The sequence below is a fragment of the Halomonas sp. TH-94 genome (assembly GCF_057473365.1).
Map to the genome: position 1 here is coordinate 28,037 of NZ_JBYCKL010000029.1, position 14,993 is coordinate 43,029.

At 66.0% G+C, this 14,993-nt stretch carries 16 protein-coding genes; 10 read left to right on the forward strand and 6 right to left on the reverse strand.

Annotated features, from left to right (window positions below):
* Window positions 1-43 precede the first annotated feature (43 nt).
* Genes AC2VNO_RS05000 through AC2VNO_RS05020 form a run of 5 tightly spaced genes read right to left on the reverse strand, consistent with a single transcriptional unit; the run spans window position 44 to window position 5,048 of the window.
* Window positions 44-598, reverse strand: a complete 555-nt coding sequence (locus tag AC2VNO_RS05000; RefSeq protein ID WP_486933102.1) for a MarR family winged helix-turn-helix transcriptional regulator — start codon at window positions 596-598, stop codon at window positions 44-46.
* Window positions 595-1,734, reverse strand: coding sequence for a cyclohexanecarboxyl-CoA dehydrogenase (gene aliB, locus AC2VNO_RS05005; RefSeq protein ID WP_486933103.1), 1,140 nt, complete (start codon window positions 1,732-1,734; stop codon window positions 595-597). The genes AC2VNO_RS05000 and aliB overlap by 4 nt, the downstream gene beginning before the upstream one ends.
* A gap of 24 nt (window positions 1,735-1,758) precedes the next feature.
* Window positions 1,759-2,556 carry an enoyl-CoA hydratase-related protein gene (locus AC2VNO_RS05010; protein ID WP_486933104.1) on the reverse strand — a complete coding sequence of 266 codons (798 nt, stop codon included), beginning with the start codon at window positions 2,554-2,556 and terminating at the stop codon, window positions 1,759-1,761.
* 31 nt (window positions 2,557-2,587) lie between these two features.
* Window positions 2,588-3,355 carry an SDR family NAD(P)-dependent oxidoreductase gene (locus AC2VNO_RS05015; RefSeq protein ID WP_486933105.1) on the reverse strand — a complete coding sequence of 256 codons (768 nt, stop codon included), beginning with the start codon at window positions 3,353-3,355 and terminating at the stop codon, window positions 2,588-2,590.
* Window positions 3,356-3,401: 46 nt separating this feature from the next.
* Window positions 3,402-5,048 carry an AMP-binding protein gene (locus tag AC2VNO_RS05020; protein ID WP_486933106.1) on the reverse strand — a complete coding sequence of 549 codons (1,647 nt, stop codon included), beginning with the start codon at window positions 5,046-5,048 and terminating at the stop codon, window positions 3,402-3,404.
* A 242-nt stretch (window positions 5,049-5,290) separates the two neighbouring features.
* Between AC2VNO_RS05020 and AC2VNO_RS05025 the strand changes: the two genes are divergently transcribed.
* The 3 genes from AC2VNO_RS05025 (at window position 5,291) to AC2VNO_RS05035 (ending at window position 7,617) form a co-directional block, all read left to right on the forward strand.
* On the forward strand, window positions 5,291-6,163 hold the full coding sequence (locus tag AC2VNO_RS05025) for an enoyl-CoA hydratase/isomerase family protein (protein WP_486933107.1): 873 nt from the start codon (window positions 5,291-5,293) through the stop codon (window positions 6,161-6,163).
* Between the two features lie 83 nt (window positions 6,164-6,246).
* Window positions 6,247-6,999 (forward strand): enoyl-CoA hydratase/isomerase family protein, encoded by a 753-nt coding sequence (locus AC2VNO_RS05030; protein WP_486933108.1) that lies wholly within the window; start codon window positions 6,247-6,249, stop codon window positions 6,997-6,999.
* Between the two features lie 3 nt (window positions 7,000-7,002).
* Complete coding sequence (locus AC2VNO_RS05035) at window positions 7,003-7,617, forward strand: class I SAM-dependent methyltransferase (RefSeq protein ID WP_486933109.1); 615 nt, start codon at window positions 7,003-7,005, stop codon at window positions 7,615-7,617.
* 35 nt (window positions 7,618-7,652) lie between these two features.
* On the opposite strand, the gene AC2VNO_RS05040 is transcribed toward AC2VNO_RS05035, so the two are convergent.
* On the reverse strand, window positions 7,653-8,555 hold the full coding sequence (locus AC2VNO_RS05040; protein ID WP_486933110.1) for a LysR family transcriptional regulator: 903 nt from the start codon (window positions 8,553-8,555) through the stop codon (window positions 7,653-7,655).
* Window positions 8,556-8,657: 102 nt separating this feature from the next.
* Between AC2VNO_RS05040 and AC2VNO_RS05045 the strand changes: the two genes are divergently transcribed.
* The 7 genes from AC2VNO_RS05045 to benD all read left to right on the forward strand — a co-directional run bounded on the left by AC2VNO_RS05045 (window position 8,658) and on the right by benD (window position 14,965).
* A complete protein-coding gene (locus AC2VNO_RS05045; RefSeq protein ID WP_486933111.1) occupies window positions 8,658-9,776 on the forward strand; it encodes a muconate cycloisomerase family protein in 1,119 nt (372 codons plus the stop codon).
* 10 nt (window positions 9,777-9,786) lie between these two features.
* Complete coding sequence (gene catC / locus AC2VNO_RS05050; protein WP_434230035.1) at window positions 9,787-10,077, forward strand: muconolactone Delta-isomerase; 291 nt, start codon at window positions 9,787-9,789, stop codon at window positions 10,075-10,077.
* Between the two features lie 56 nt (window positions 10,078-10,133).
* Window positions 10,134-11,102, forward strand: coding sequence for a catechol 1,2-dioxygenase (catA, locus tag AC2VNO_RS05055; protein ID WP_486933112.1), 969 nt, complete (start codon window positions 10,134-10,136; stop codon window positions 11,100-11,102).
* A 113-nt stretch (window positions 11,103-11,215) separates the two neighbouring features.
* Complete coding sequence (locus tag AC2VNO_RS05060; RefSeq protein WP_486933113.1) at window positions 11,216-12,598, forward strand: Rieske 2Fe-2S domain-containing protein; 1,383 nt, start codon at window positions 11,216-11,218, stop codon at window positions 12,596-12,598.
* Between the two features lie 10 nt (window positions 12,599-12,608).
* Complete coding sequence (gene benB, locus AC2VNO_RS05065) at window positions 12,609-13,100, forward strand: benzoate 1,2-dioxygenase small subunit (RefSeq protein ID WP_486933114.1); 492 nt, start codon at window positions 12,609-12,611, stop codon at window positions 13,098-13,100.
* Between the two features lie 33 nt (window positions 13,101-13,133).
* Window positions 13,134-14,192, forward strand: a complete 1,059-nt coding sequence (gene benC / locus AC2VNO_RS05070; protein WP_486933115.1) for a benzoate 1,2-dioxygenase electron transfer component BenC — start codon at window positions 13,134-13,136, stop codon at window positions 14,190-14,192.
* Window positions 14,189-14,965: a benzoate diol dehydrogenase BenD gene (gene benD / locus AC2VNO_RS05075; protein ID WP_486933116.1), complete on the forward strand. Its 777-nt coding sequence runs from the start codon at window positions 14,189-14,191 to the stop codon at window positions 14,963-14,965. The genes benC and benD overlap by 4 nt, the downstream gene beginning before the upstream one ends.
* The last annotated feature ends 28 nt before the right edge of the window (window positions 14,966-14,993 follow it).

Below are 14,993 nucleotides of genomic sequence, written 5' to 3' on the forward strand. Positions count from 1 at the left end.
TCGAAAGGGTGGGGCGAGGGCGGTCGGATTGGTGTGGTGGTGGTCAGCTCTCCTCGTGCTCGGCGGTCGGAGCATCCTGCATGGCGATGGCCTCCAGGTCCTTCTGGAACTTGTTGAGGTAGTGCAACAGGCTCACCGTCTCGTCGAAGGTGAAGCTGGAAAGCCCCTGGGCATAGAACTCGTGAATGCGCGGCTGCAGGCTCTCCCAGAACTCTCGCCCCTGCTCGGTGAGCAGGATCAGCCGGGCGCGCTTGTCCTCCGGATGCGGTATGCGTCTTACATGATCGTCGCGCTCCAGCCGCTTGAGCACACCGTCGAGACTCTGGCGGCTGACGATCAGGTACTCGGTGAGTTGATTGAAGGAGATTCCGTCCTCGTACCCCTTGCGCGACAGGGCGCCCAGCACGGCCCACTGGACCGTGGTGAGGCCGACCTGACCGACCGTCTGCTTCTGCAGGATGTTGCTGGCCTGGAAGAGACGGAAGAACAGCCGGTTGGCCACACTCTTGTCGTCCTGAATCGCCATCGATGGCACTCCTTGGTCGAGTCGCGCCGCCAGGCGAGCTTCCGGACGTCCGGTCGCGATGAGGCTGGTCATCTGGGCACCGCCTGGCGAGCGATGATGTTCTTCATTATTTGGGCGGTACCGTCGCCGATCTGCAGGCCCAGGACGTCGCGCATGCGCTGGGAGAAGGGCATGTCCTCGCCCCAGCCCGTGTGGCCGTGGGCCAGCATGCACTGCTTGATCACGTCGAAGGCGAGTTTCGGTCCCCACCACTTGTTCATTGCCGCCTCGCTGGTGTGAGGCAGGTTCTGATCCTTCAGCCACAAAGCGTAGTAGCACTGCAGGCGGGCGGCCTGGACGTAGGTCTGGTACTCCGCCAGAGGATGGGTCAGCCCCTGGAAGGCGGCGAGCTTCTGGCCGAAGGCTTCGCGCTCGGTGAGCCACTGCCAGGTTTCGTCCAGCGACTGCTGGGCCACTGCCAGGCACTGCAGGCCGATCAACGCACGGCTGTAGTCGAAGCCCTGCATCACCTGCTTGAAGCCCTGGCCCTCGTCGCCGAGCATGTGATCGGCCGGTACCGCGACATTGTCGAAGAAAATCGAGCCGCGGCCAATGGCGCGCTGCCCCGAGTCCTCGAAGCGGCTGGTGGAGATACCGGGCGAGTCCATGGGTACGAGGAAGGCGCTGATACCGCTGGCGCGCTGCTCCTGGGTGCCGGTGCGGGCAAAGACCACCGCCACGTCGGCCTGGTCGGCCATGGAGATCGAGGTCTTCTCGCCGTTGAGCAGGAAACTACTGCCGTCGCGGGTGGCCTTGAGCTTGAGGTTGGCGGCGTCCGAGCCACCGTGGGGCTCGGTCAGCGCAATGCAGGCGATCTTGCGCCCGGCGGTGATGCCGCCGAGCCACTCGCGGGCCAGCTCGGGGCGGGCGTAGCTGGCGATGATCTGGCCGTTGAGCGAGGCCAGCAGCGGCAGGTAACCGACATTGAAGTCGCCGCGGGAAATCTCCTCGACGATGATGCCGCTGGTCACGCAGTCCAGGCCGCTGCCGCCGTACTCCTCGGGCAGCTCGCCGCCGAGACAGCCCATTTCACCGAGCTGGGCGACGATCTCGCGCTCGATGCATGCTTCCTGCTCACGGGCGCGGTAGCGCGGTGCCAGGGCGTCGGCGGCCAGCCGTGCCACGCTCTCGCGAATGGCCTGCTGCTGTTCGGTAAAGGCAAAGTTCATGCTGTCATCCTCGCGGCAGGGCCGTTACTTGTAGAAGTTGCGGAATTCGGGCCGTCGCTTCTCCTTGAAGGCAGCGACTCCTTCCCGCGACTCGTCGGTCTCGTAGTAGAGGCTCAGCGCCTGCATGCCCAGCGCGCCGATGCCGGCAATGTTCTCGCTGTCGGCATTGAACGAGCGCTTGGCGATGGAGAGCGCAGTGGGGCTCTTTTCGAGGATCTCGTCGCACCACTTGCGCACCTCCTCGTCGAGCTGCTCGGGCGGCACCACGGCATTGACCAGCCCCCACTCAAGCGCCTGGGCGGCGCTGTACTTGCGGCACAGGTACCAGATCTCACGGGCGCGCTTCTCGCCGATCACCCGGGCGAGGTAGGCGGTGCCGAAGCCCGGGTCCACCGAGCCCACCTTGGGTCCCACCTGACCGAAGACGGCGGTTTCGGCAGCAATGGAGAGATCGCACACTACGTGCAGCACATGGCCGCCGCCGATGGCGAAGCCGTTGACCCGGGCGATGACCGGCTTGGGCACCTGGCGGATCAGCGTCTGCAGCTCCTCCACCGGCAGGCCGATGATGCCGCGGCCGTCGTACTGGCCTTCATGGGCGCCCTGGTCACCGCCGGTGCAGAATGCCCTGCCGCCGGCGCCGGTGAGCACGATCACCCCGACCGACTTGTCCCATCCGGCACGGTTGAAGGCGTCGAGCAGCTCCATGCAGGTCTGGCCACGGAAGGCGTTGTAGCGCTCGGGCCGGTTGATGGTGATGGTCGCCACGCCGTCGGTGACCTCAAAGAGGATGTCTTCGTAGTTCGGCGTCTGCAGTGTCATGAAACTCTTCCTTCAATAGGTTGCTGTGGCGTCAACCCGCCATCGTCAGTCCACCGGAAACACTGATCACTTGCCCGGTGATGAAATCGGCGTCGTCGCTGGCGAGCAGGGCGATGATCCCCGGGTAGTCCTCGGGCTGGCCGATGCGGCGCATGGGCACGGCGTTACGGAACGCCTCGAGCAGCTTCTCCGGATCCCGGGAGGTCTCGGCGAAGCCCTGCAGCAGCGCGGTGTCGGTAGGGCCGGGGCAGACCACGTTGAGGGTCACGCCCTTGGTGGCGAGCTCACGGGCGAGGGTCTTGCTCAGCCCCAGCAGCCCGGCCTTGCAGGCGGCGTAGACCGCCTCGCCGGAGGAGCCGACCCGGGCGGCATCGGAGGCGACGTTGATCACCTTGCCGCCGCCGGCCTCGACCATCTTCGGCAGCACCACGTGGTGCATGTTGAGCGCGCCGGTGAGATTCACCGCGATCAGCGACTCCCACAGCGCAGGCTCGGTCTTGAGGAACGGCATGAAACGGTCGAAGCCGGCATTGTTGACCAGTACCCCGGGCACGCCGAGCTCGGCCTCGATGCGCTCGAGCGTCTCGACGATGGCGGCGTAGTCGGTGATGTCGGCCCCATAGGCGCGAGCCTGGCCGCCGGCCTCCGCGATCAGCTCCACCGTGGTGCGGGCGGCGTCGAGGTCGCGGTCGAGCACTGCCACCCTGCTGCCTTCTTCGGCGAAGCGTCGACACACGGCGCGGCCGATGCCGCCGCCGCCACCGGTGACGATGACGGTCTTGTGCTTGAGTCCTCTCATGCGATCCTCTCTGTTGCGGAAATGGAGCTTGGGGAGATGGGGCGGCTCACGCCACGCTTTGGCCGGCCTGCTCGCGCAGCTTGAATTTCTGAATCTTTCCCGAGGGGGTGCGCGGCAGCTCGTCGAGCACTTCCAGGAACTCCGGCTGGTACTGGCGCGTCACCTGGCGTTCGCTGAGAAAGGCCGTGACCTCTGTGAGCGTCAGCGACTCATGCCCCTCCTTGAGGGTCACGTAGGCACATAGCCGCTCGCCCAAGCGCTCATCGGGCTTGCCCACCAGGGCCACGGCCTGGATCGCCGGATGCTGGTAGAGCGCGTTCTCGATATCGACGATGGGAATGTTCTCGCCGCCGCGGATCACCACGTCCTTGGAGCGCCCGGTGATGCGCACATAGCCCTGCTCATCGAGGCGGGCCAGGTCGCCGGTGGGAAACCAGCCCTCGGCGTCGACGCCATAGAGCTCGGGCTGCTTGAAGTAGCCGACGAAGAGGCTGGCGCCGCGCACGTAGAGCGGTCCTTCCTCGCCGGGAGGCACGGAGTTGCCTTCCAGGTCGGTGACCTTCAGCTCCATGAAGGGCAGCGGCAGGCCATCGGTATGCACGGCGCGGGACGGGTCGTCGCCGGGGCGGGTGGTGGTCACCGCGCCGTTCTCGGTCATCCCCCAGGCGGAAATGATCCGGGTAGGCAGGTTGCGTGCGGCCTTTTCCACCAAGGGGCTGGGGATCGGCGCGCCGGCGCACATGAACAGCTTGAGCGACTGCAGTTCGGGGCCGTGGGTTTCAGCCTGCTCGGCGATGTCCGCCAGGAAGGGTGTGGAGCCGAGCATCAGGCTGGGCTTCTCGGCACGAATGATGTCGACGGCCTCGGCCGGTTTCCAGGTGTCCTGCAGCACCGCGGTGGCCTTGAGATAAATCGGCAGCATCAAGCCGTACAGGAAGCCGAGCTGGTGGGCCAGCGGCGAGGGCATGAACACGGTGTCATCGTTACCCAGCCCCAGCCGAGTGGCAAAGGGACGGATATGGCTCATCAGCGTGTTGGAGGTATGCATCACCCCCTTTGGCTTGCCGGTGGTGCCCGAGGTATAGAGCAGTTGGACCACGTCGTCACCGCTGGGGCGGCGTGCAGCGAAGAGGGCGGCGGTATCGGTTTGCTGCTCCCAGGCGCGCTCGAGCAGTACCGTCTCGAAGCTGTCCACGCCCTCACCGCCTACCACCAGCACCTGCTCGAGAGCGGTAAGCTCGGCCTGCAGGCCTCGTGCCATGGCGGCGTGATCGAAGCCGCGGAACACGCCGGGCACCACGAACACCTTGCTCTCGGCCTGGGCCAGCATGAAGCGTAGCTCGTGCTCGCGGAATATCGGCATCAAGGGGTTGAGTACCGCGCCGATTCGCATGCAGGCCAGGTGCAGCGCCGTCATCTGCCACCAGTTGGGCAGTTGACAGGAAACCACGTCGCCCTTCGCTACGCCCAGTCCGGCAAGTCCCGCGGCCATACGCGTAACCTTCTCGTTCAGCTCGGCGTAGGTCAGCGAAGCGTGTGAGCCATCGGCCATGCGATAGGTAACGATGGCCGGGCGAGTCGCGGCGGCGGTCGCGGCTTCATCCAGATAATCTGTCAAGAGCATGTCATTCCAGGCGCCAGTGGCGATCATGGCCTGCCTGCGCTCGGGGGTCAGATTCGTCTCGATAGCCATACAAGCTCCTGATATCGCATTGTTCGTTGTTTGGAGTGACACGAGACCTGAGGGCTCGGCTCCGTCATGTCGTGAAGTCAAGCTAGGCGAGGTCGAAATTTATGTCAATACATTGTCTTTTATTCCGGTATGGCTAAACTGTCATGCAAAGCCTGGGCGTGTGGCGGCGGCCAAACTGTGACAAGCTCTTGTCATGTGACGATGCGCTTGGCGATGACAATGACTACTCAGCGAGATGAGCCATGAGCCGAGCCGTGACCCTGATCTGCGAGGCCAATTGCGCGCGGATCACCCTGTTCAACCCGCCGGTCAATGCCTTGACCCAGCGGCTGCGCAGCGAGCTGATGCAGGCGCTGGCGGCTGCCGAGAGCGATGACGCCGTCGAGTGGGTACTGCTGAAGTCGGGTGGTCGCTGCTTCTCGGCGGGGGCCGACATGGGGGAGCTCGACCGCCTGCATGAATCCCCTTCCCTGCCCGAGCTGACGCTCGCCATCGAGAGCGGCAGCAAGCCCAGCGTGGCGTGGCTGCACGGGGCGGTGCTGGGGGGCGGCCTGGAGCTGGCCATGGCCTGCGATTACCGGCTCGGCCCGCCGGAGCTTCGCCTGGGCCTGCCGCAAATCGCCCTGGGGCTGATACCTTGTGCCGGCGGCACTCAACGTCTGCCCAGGCTGGTGGGGCTCGCTGCTGCGTTGCGCCTGCTGCTTACCGGCGACACCATCGGTGCCAGCGAAGCACAGCGGCTGGGACTGATCGACCGAGTGGCACCGCGACTGCACGTTGAAGCCGAGCAGCAGCAGGTGGCGTGGCAACTGGTGTCGCAAGGTTCACGCCCCACACGGGAGCGGCGTATCAAGGTGCCGGTGGCCGACGTGGCGAGCTGGCTCGAGAGGCAGTACGACGCCTTGCCCGCGGAGGTTCGCGATAACCCGGCCTGTTCAAGGCTGTTCGACGCCTTGGGCGCTGCGGTACACGAGCCGTTCGATGAGGGACTGAGCCGCGAATGGGCGTTGCATCTGGAATGTCTGGCCCAGCCGCAGCTGCAGGAGAGGGCCGAGGCGCGCCTGGCGGCCCGGCGTAGCGGGCGGCGGCGAGCATCGGTCAAGCTGTCGTCGTAATTCGCGGAAGGCTTGAAACCTTAGCTTCCTTATTAATTTTTTCTTATGCTGTGATCAGGCCCTTAGCCTCGAGGAGAGCGATCATGGCAACCGACATCACCACGTCTCGGCGAGAGGGCGGCATCGAGCTGCTCAGAATCAGCTGTCCCGAGCGACGCAACATTCTGGACGCGGCGAGCTACGCGCGGTTGATCGAGGTGCTCGATGCAGCCGAGGCGGATGCCGAGGTCAAGGTGCTGGTCATCACCGGCAGCGACAACTGCTTCACCGCCGGCAACGACCTCAACGACTACAAGGCGCTGGCCGACGCCGCGAGTGTCCCGGCCATCGCCTTCCTGCGCCGCCTTCACGCCTTTCCCAAGCCCGTGGTGGCCGCCGCCGAGGGGCTGGCGCTGGGGCTCGGCTCGTCGATTCTGTTGCACTGCGACTTCGCCTATGCCGGCCACTCGACCCGCTTCTGCCTGCCCTTCGTCAATTTCGCCCTGACCCCGTTGGGTGCCACCACCTATCTGCTGCCCCGGCTGGCCGGCACCAAGTCCACCACGGCCATGCTGATGCTGGGCCAGGCGTTCACCGCGGCGCGTGCCATCGAACTGGGCCTGATCACCGACGTCGCCCCCGACGGCAAGGCGATGATGCAGGCGCTCGACTGTGCCGAACGCCTCTTGGCCAAGCCCTTTGAAGCGCTGCTCGCCATCAAGGCGCTGCTGCGCGAGAGTGACGGCGCTGTCGACAGCGCCTTTGCGCGGGAGGAGGAGCGGTTGCTGGAGCGCTGCGGCTCGCCGGAGGCCCAGGCCGCCATCGATGCCTTCTTTGCCCGCAAGCGTGGTCGCTGAGCCATGCTCCGAAGCCTGATCTACGACACCCTGATCCTCAGGCTGACCACCCGCTGGTATGCCGAGGTGCTTGAACGCCTATCCGAGGGGGCGAGGGTGCTGGATGTCGGGGTCGGTACGGCCGGGGCGCTGGCGGCCAACGCCGAGACGGTGAGGCGCAAGGGGTTGAGCGTCACCGGTATCGACATCGACGCCGATTACATCGAGCGTGCCCGGCGCCGGCTCGAGGAAGCGTCGCTCTGCGCCCATGCCGAGGTGCGTCTCGAATCCGTCTACGATCACGGCGGTGGGCCTTACGATGCCGTCTATTTTTCCGCCAGTTTCATGCTGCTGCCGGAGCCCGAGCGGGCGCTGCGCCACTGTGCGGCGCAGCTGAGCCCGGGTGGGCGACTCTATTTCACTCAGACCATCCAACTGCGGCCCTCGCCCGGGATGGAGCGGCTAAAACCCATGCTCAAACGACTCACCAGCATCGACTTCGGGCAGGTGACCTACGAGCAGGCGTTCAGGGCGCAGCTCGATGCCGCCGATCTCGCGCTCGAGGAGTTCACGCTGCTGTCGCGCCACGGCAGCCGAGCATCCTGCCTGGCCGTGGCCGCCCCGTTGGGCTCTGTCTGAAAAGTCGGCGAGCGCAGCCAGTTTTCGGACAGAGCCTAGGGATAGCGCCCGCTGCGGCGATTCTCCACCAGCACTTCGAGAATGGCATTGGCCTCCCGCATGATCGATGACGGGGCTTCGCCCTTGCGCCGGCTGCAGATCACCGGCGAGGTGAGTCCCGGATCGGCCAGGTAGACGTAGACGATACCGTCGCGCTGCACGCGCCTGACCTGCTCCGGCACCAGGGTGATGCCGATCTCCGAGGCGACCAGCGCCAGCGCCGTCTGCAGCTCGTTGGCCTCCTGGGCCACGGTGACCTTGAGTCCGCGGCGGCGAAACAGTCCCAGCGTCATGTCGGCCAGGCTCGGTCGCGGCTGGGCCGGGAACAGCACCAGCGGGTATTCGGCGAGCTGGGCCAGGGTCGGTCTGGTATCGGCCAGCGGGTGGCCTTCGGGCAGGGCCGCCATCAGCGGCTCGTCGAACAGGTTCTCCTGCTCCACGTCGGGGTCGTCGATGCGCATGCGGCCGAAGCCGAGGTCGATGCGCCCGCTCTTGAGCGCCTTCACCTGCTGCACCGTGGTCAGCTCGGCCAGCACCAGCTCGACGTTATCCTTTTGTCGTAACTCCCGCACCAGCAGCGGCAGCTGCCCGTAGAACACCGACGGCACGAAGCCGATGCCGAACATCACACGCTTGCTGCGGGCCAGACGCTGAGTCGCGGCAACGGTGGTGTCGACCTTGTCCAGTATCTGCAGGGTATGCTCATGGAAGAACTGGCCTGCCGGGGTCAGGCGCAGGCCGCGCGCGCTGCGCTCGAACAGCTCGGCCCCGATCTCGCTCTCCAATTGCTTGATCTGTCTCGATAAAGGCGGCTGCGCCATGTGCAGCTTGGCTGCTGCCCGAGTCAGGTTAAGCTCCTCCGCGACCATGCAGAAGTAGCGTAGATGTCGCAGCTCCATGATACCTCCAGGGTATGGCTTCGGACCTAAACGATATTGGTTCGGCTGCATCGTGGCAATCAAACTGCTTCGGTATCGAAACACCGAACCGCCGGAGCGCGCATGTCATCCGTAATCGAGTCCATCGAAACGCTGCTGGTCGATCTGCCGACCATCCGCCCCCACAAGCTCTCCATGACCACCATGGCCTGCCAGACGCTGGTCATCGTGCGTCTGCGTGACTCCGACGGCGTCGAGGGCTTGGGTGAGGGCACCACCATCGGTGGGCTCGCCTACGGGCCCGAAAGCCCGGAAAGCATCAAGCGCAACATCGACACCTACCTGGCGCCGCTGTTGATCGGCCAGCCGGCGGACGCCGTTGCCGTGCTGCGTGCCCGCCTCGACCGTCACGCCCGCGGCAACGCCATCGCCAAGTCGGCGCTGGAAACCGCCCTGCTCGACGCCCGGGGCAAGCGCCTCGGCTTGCCCATGGCCGAGCTGCTCGGCGGCACGCGCCACGCCCACCTGCCGGTGCTGTGGACCCTGGCCAGCGGTGACACCGCCCGCGACATCGACGAGGCCTTCCAGCGCCTGGAGCAACGCCGCCATTGCGACTTCAAGCTCAAGATCGGCGCCAACAGCGTGGATGAGGACGTGCGCCACGTCGCCGCGATCAAGGAGGCCTTGGGTGCTCGCGCCAGTGTACGCGTCGACGTCAACCAGGCATGGGATGAAAGCACCGCCGTGCGCGGCATCGCCGCACTGCAGGCCGCCGGCATCGAGCTGATCGAGCAGCCGATTCCCGCCCGTGAGCATGCCGGCCTGGTGCGTCTGGCCAACCGCTTCGAGGTGCCGATGCTGGCCGACGAGGCGGTGGCCGACGCTCGCGACGGCTTCGCCCTGGCCGCGGCGGGGTTCGGCGGCGCCTATGCGCTGAAGATCGCCAAGGCCGGCGGCCCCCGTGGCGCCCTGGCGCTGGCCGAGGTGGCCCGGGCGGCCGGTATCGGCCTATACGGCGGCACCCTGCTGGAGGGCACCATCGGCACCGCTGCCTCGCTGCACGCCTGGGCGACGCTGCCCGAACTGGCTTGGGGCAGCGAGATGTTCGGCCCGCTGCTGCTCAAGGACGACATCGTCGTCGAGCCGCTCGCCTACGGCGAGTTCGGCGTCGCGCTGCCCACGGGTCCGGGGCTGGGAGTAGCCCTGGATGAAGACAAGCTGGCGCATTACGTCCGCCGTTGAGGAGAAACGCATGCTTTTCCAAGTGGAAATGACCGTCAAGCTGCCGCCATCGATGCCGGCCGAAGAGGCTGCCGCGATCAAGGCGCGCGAGAAGGAGTACGCCCAGGAGCTGCAGCGCCAGGGCAAGTGGCGCCACCTGTGGCGGGTCGCGGGCAGCTACGCCAACGTCAGCATCTTCGACGTGCGCGACAACGCCGAGCTGCAGGAGATCGTCGCGGGCCTGCCGCTCTTCCCGTGGATGGAGATCGGCGTCAAGCCGCTGTGCCGCCATCCCTCATCCATTCGCGACGACGACAGCTGACCCACGAACCAACACGCCAGCCCTGCGGGGCCTCCAACGACAACGAGGTATGACCCATGACCGTGAAGATCCATGACACCCCCGACGTACAGAACTTTCTCAAGGCCGTGGCCGGCTTCGACGAGCAGGGCGGCAGCCACCGTGCCAAGCAGGTCCTGCATCGCCTGCTCTCCGACGTGTACCGCCTGATCGACGACTTCGATGTCAGCCCCGAGGAGTTCTGGTCGGCGGTGAGCCTGCTCAACGAGCTGGGCAAGGAGAGCCAGTTCGGCCTGCTGGCCCCGGGGCTTGGTTTCGACCACTTCCTCGACATGCGCATGGACGCTGCCGACGAGCAGGCCGGCCTGACCGGCGGTACGCCGCGCACCATCGAGGGTCCTCTCTACGTGGCCGGCGCGCCGGTGAGCGAAGGCGAGGCGCGCATGGATGACGGCAGCGACACGAACGCCGAGGTGATGTGGCTGACTGGCCAGGTGCGCGACACCCAGGGCAAGCCGGTGGCCGGCGCCCAGGTGGAGATCTGGCACGCCGACTCCAAGGGCGGCTACTCCTTCTTCGACCCCTCGCAGTCGCAGTACAACCTGCGCCGCACCATCATCGCCGACGCCGAGGGACGCTACCGCGCCCGCAGCATCATTCCCTCCGGCTACGGCGTGCCGGCAGGCAGCCCTACCGACCAGGTGCTCAAGCTGCTGGGTCGTCACGGTCAGCGCCCCGCGCACATCCACTTCTTCGTCTCGGCGCCGGGTCATCGTCATCTGACCACCCAGATCAATCTCGCCGGCGACGAGTACACCTGGGACGACTTCGCCTTCGCTACCCGCGAGGAGCTGGTGGTCGATGCCACCCGTATCGAGGATGCCGGCGAAGCCGCCAAACGCGGTCTCGAAGCTCCCTTCACCGAGGTGGTGTTCGACGTCGAGCTGGCAGCCACCGCCGACCCCGAGCAGCAAAGCCGTCACAAGCGCCCGCGGGCTCTCGAAGACGAGGCGGCGCCGGCCAAGCGCGAACCCGCCGAGGCCTGATCGCCCGACGCTTTTTCGCAAGTCACCTGACGATACGTAGCGCTCCCCCGTCGGTTTCGGCCGGCGGGTAGGGGAGCCTCACGACCTGACAAGAGCCACGAGGAGTTGGAGCCATGACCGCACAGCTTGATCGTCTCGAGAAACGCGTTCGCGGCGCCGTCGTCGACGACCCCGAGAACGGTATCTTCCGCTGCCACCGCAGCATGTTCACCGACCCGGCTTTCTTCGAGCTGGAGATGAAGCACATCTTCGAGGGCAACTGGCTGTTCCTGGCTCATGAGAGCCAGGTAGCGGAGCCGGGCGACTACATGACCGTCACCATGGGCCGCCAGCCGGTGATCCTCACCCGCGACAAGCAGGGTGAGCTGCACGCGCTGATCAACGCCTGCGCCCACCGCGGCGCGACCCTGTGCCGCAAGAAGCGCGGCAACAAGGGCACCTTCACCTGCCCGTTCCACGGCTGGTCGTTCAAGAACGACGGCAAGCTGCTCAAGGCCAAGAACGAGAAGGCCGGTGCCTACCCGGAGAGCTTCAAGCAGGAGGGCTCCCACGATCTCAAACGTGTGGCGCGCTTCGAGAACTACCGCGGCTTCCTGTTCGGCAGCCTGAGTGCCGACGTGGCCCCGCTCACCGAGTACCTCGGCGAGACCACCAAGATCATCGACAACATCGTCGATCAGGCACCGGAAGGGATCGAGATCCTGCGCGGCACCTCCTCCTACACCTTCAACGGCAACTGGAAGCTGGGCGCCGAGAACGGTGCCGACGGCTATCACGTCAGCACCGTGCACTGGAACTATGCCTCGACCATGGAGCGGCGTAACTACGACGCTGGGGGCACCAAGGCGGTGGACGCCAACGGCTGGTCGAAGAGCATGGGCGGCTTCTACTCCTACGACAACGGCCACATGATGCTGTGGACGCGCCTGCTCAACCCCGAGGTGCGCCCGGTCTACTCCCAGCGCGAGCGCATCGAGCAGGAGCTCGGCGAGGCGCGGGCCGATTCCATCGTCAACCAGACCCGCAACCTCTGCCTCTACCCCAACGTCTACCTGATGGATCAGTTCTCCACCCAGATCCGCGTCATTCGTCCCATCGCCGTGGACAAGAGCGAAGTCACCATCTACTGCTTCGCGCCCAAGGGGGAGTCCGCCGAGAACCGCGCCCTGCGCATCCGCCAGTACGAGGACTTCTTCAATGTCAGCGGCATGGGCACGCCCGACGACCTGGAGGAGTTCCGCGCCTGCCAGAACGGCTACGCCGGCCTCGACGCGGAATGGAACGACCTTTCCCGCGGTGCCAGGCAGTGGATCGATGGCGCCGACGACAACGCCCGCGCCATCGACATGAAGCCGCTGCTCAGCGGTGCCTCGCCCGAGGACGAAGGACTCTACGTGCTGCACCACAAGCATTGGGTCGAGGAGATGCTGCGCGCCATCGACAAAGAGCGCAGCCAGTTCATCGCCACCACGCCCGTAGCAACGAGCGAATCCTGAGGAGGGCATCATGAGCATCGATTTTATGGCCATCCAGGCCTTCATCCATCGTGAAGCCCGTTTGCTCGACGACCGCGAGTGGGACGAGTGGCTGACGTGCTATCGCAAGGACGCGGTGTTCTGGATGCCGGCCTGGGACGACGACGACCGGCTGACCGAAGACCCGCAGCGCGAGATCTCGCTGATCTATTACCCCAACCGCGAGGGGCTCGAGGATCGCGTCTACCGCATCAAGACCGAGCGCTCCGGCGCCTCCAGCATTCCCGAGCCGCGCACCACCCACCAGATCTCCAATCTGGAGGTGCTCTCCCAGGAAGGCGACACGGTCGAGCTGCGCTTCAACTGGCACACCCTGAGTCATCGCTATCAGCAGACCGACGGCTACTTCGGCACCTCCTTCTACACCCTTGACGTGAGCGGCGGAGAGCCGCTGATCGCCAGCAAGAAGGTGGTGCTCAACAACGACTACATCCACCAGGTCATCGACGTGTATCACGTCTGAACGATCGTGAACCAGGTGGGGGAGGAGACGAGCATGAGCTACAACATAGCCCTCAACTTCGAAGACGGCGTGACCCGCTTCATCACCTGCAAGGATGGCGAAACGGTGCTCGACGCCGCCTATCGCCACAAGGTCAACCTGCCGATGGACTGCTCCGACGGCGTCTGCGGCACCTGCAAGGGCAGCTGCGAGCAGGGTCAGTTCGATCTGGGCGACGAGTACATCGACGAGGCGCTCTCCGACGAGGAGGTCGCCGAGGGCATGGTACTGACCTGCCAGATGGTGCCGTCGTCGGATTGCGTGGTGCAGGTGCCGGTGGCATCGACCCTGTGCAAGACCGCGGTGGGTGAGTTTCCCGCCCGGGTCGCCGAGGTCGGGCGCCTCTCCGAGGACAGCTTCGAGCTGGCCATAGAGCTGAATGAAGAGTACCTGGAGCAGGGCGAGGGCCTCGTTTTCCTGCCGGGCCAGTACGTCAATATCCAGGTGCCAAGCAGCGACGAGACGCGCTCCTACTCGTTCAGCTCGCTGCCCGGTGAACGCCGTGCCACCTTCCTTATTCGCAACGTGCCGGAAGGCCTGATGAGCGGCTATCTCAGCGGGACGGCTAAGCCCGGGGATGCGCTGACCCTGACCGGGCCGATGGGCAGCTTCTACCTGCGCGAGGTCAGGCGGCCCGTGCTGATGCTGGCCGGCGGCACCGGCCTGGCGCCGTTTCTGGCCATGCTGCGCCAACTGGGGGAGCAGGGCTGCGATCAGCCGATCCGTCTGCTCTACGGCGTGAACGTCGACGATCACCTGGTCAAGCTCGACGAGCTCGACGCCTTCGTCGAAGCGCTGCCCGACTTCGCCTACACCACGGTGGTCGCCGATAAGACCAGCGGGCACATGCGCAAGGGCTACGTGACCCACCACATGGCCCCCGAGCTGCTGCACGACGGCGAGGTCGACGTCTACCTGTGCGGGCCGCCGCCCATGGTGGATGCGGTGCTCGCTCACTTCCGCGAGCAGGCCTTTTCCCCGGCCAGCTTTCACTACGAGAAGTTCACCCCGAGCCTGGCCCCGGAAGAAGCAAAGAAGGAGGCGGTGGCATGAGCGCGCGCTTCCAGGACCAGACGATGGTGATCACCGGCGCCGCCCAGGGCATCGGCCGTCGCGTCGCCGAGCGTGCCGGCGCCGAGGGTGCCAGGCTGGCGCTGGTGGACCGCGCCGAACACGTCGAGCGGGTGGCGGCCGAGCTGCGCGAGTCGGGTCTCGAGGCCATCGCCATTCAGGCCGATCTGGAAGTCTGGGAAGGCGCCGAAGGCGTGATGCGCCAGGTGCAGGAGCACTACGGCCGGCTCGATGTGCTGATCAACAACGTCGGCGGCACTATCTGGGCCCAGCCATACGCTCACTACACGCCCGAGCAGATCGAGGCCGAGGTGCGCCGCTCGCTGTTCCCCACCCTGTGGTGCTGCCGCGCGGCGCTGCCCTACCTGCTGGCGAGCGAGGGCAACATCGTCAACGTCTCCTCGGTGGCTACCCGCGGCATCAACCGCGTGCCCTACGCCGCGGCCAAGGGCGGCGTCAACGCCATGACCGTGGCGCTGGCCTTCGAGTACGCCGAGTACGGCATTCGCGTCAACGCCACCGCCCCCGGGGGCACCGAGGCGCCACCGCGGGTAACGCCGCGCAACGCCGCCGAGCCCAGCGAGCAGGAAAAGGCGTGGTATCAGCAACTGATCGACCAGACCAAGGCCACCAGTTTCATGGGCCGCTACGGCACTCTCGACGAGCAGGCCGGTCCGATCCTGTTCCTGGCCTCCCGCGATGCCAGCTACATCACCGGCAGCATAGTGCCGGTAGCCGGAGGCGATAGCGGCTGATCGGCCTGCATCGCGTTCACCGTAGGCC

Excerpts from the sequence above, each read along its gene's own strand:
- AC2VNO_RS05000 (WP_486933102.1), bottom strand. The coding sequence starts at position 598 with ATGACCAGCCTCATCGCGACCGGACGTCCGGAAGCTCGCCTGGCGGCG.
- aliB (WP_486933103.1), bottom strand. The coding sequence starts at position 1,734 with ATGAACTTTGCCTTTACCGAACAGCAGCAGGCCATTCGCGAGAGCGTG.
- AC2VNO_RS05010 (WP_486933104.1), bottom strand. The coding sequence starts at position 2,556 with ATGACACTGCAGACGCCGAACTACGAAGACATCCTCTTTGAGGTCACC.
- AC2VNO_RS05015 (WP_486933105.1), bottom strand. The coding sequence starts at position 3,355 with ATGAGAGGACTCAAGCACAAGACCGTCATCGTCACCGGTGGCGGCGGC.
- AC2VNO_RS05020 (WP_486933106.1), bottom strand. The coding sequence starts at position 5,048 with ATGGCTATCGAGACGAATCTGACCCCCGAGCGCAGGCAGGCCATGATC.
- AC2VNO_RS05025 (WP_486933107.1), top strand. The coding sequence starts at position 5,291 with ATGAGCCGAGCCGTGACCCTGATCTGCGAGGCCAATTGCGCGCGGATC.
- AC2VNO_RS05030 (WP_486933108.1), top strand. The coding sequence starts at position 6,247 with ATGGCAACCGACATCACCACGTCTCGGCGAGAGGGCGGCATCGAGCTG.
- AC2VNO_RS05035 (WP_486933109.1), top strand. The coding sequence starts at position 7,003 with ATGCTCCGAAGCCTGATCTACGACACCCTGATCCTCAGGCTGACCACC.
- AC2VNO_RS05040 (WP_486933110.1), bottom strand. The coding sequence starts at position 8,555 with ATGGAGCTGCGACATCTACGCTACTTCTGCATGGTCGCGGAGGAGCTT.
- AC2VNO_RS05045 (WP_486933111.1), top strand. The coding sequence starts at position 8,658 with ATGTCATCCGTAATCGAGTCCATCGAAACGCTGCTGGTCGATCTGCCG.
- catC (WP_434230035.1), top strand. The coding sequence starts at position 9,787 with ATGCTTTTCCAAGTGGAAATGACCGTCAAGCTGCCGCCATCGATGCCG.
- catA (WP_486933112.1), top strand. The coding sequence starts at position 10,134 with ATGACCGTGAAGATCCATGACACCCCCGACGTACAGAACTTTCTCAAG.
- AC2VNO_RS05060 (WP_486933113.1), top strand. The coding sequence starts at position 11,216 with ATGACCGCACAGCTTGATCGTCTCGAGAAACGCGTTCGCGGCGCCGTC.
- benB (WP_486933114.1), top strand. The coding sequence starts at position 12,609 with ATGAGCATCGATTTTATGGCCATCCAGGCCTTCATCCATCGTGAAGCC.
- benC (WP_486933115.1), top strand. The coding sequence starts at position 13,134 with ATGAGCTACAACATAGCCCTCAACTTCGAAGACGGCGTGACCCGCTTC.
- benD (WP_486933116.1), top strand. The coding sequence starts at position 14,189 with ATGAGCGCGCGCTTCCAGGACCAGACGATGGTGATCACCGGCGCCGCC.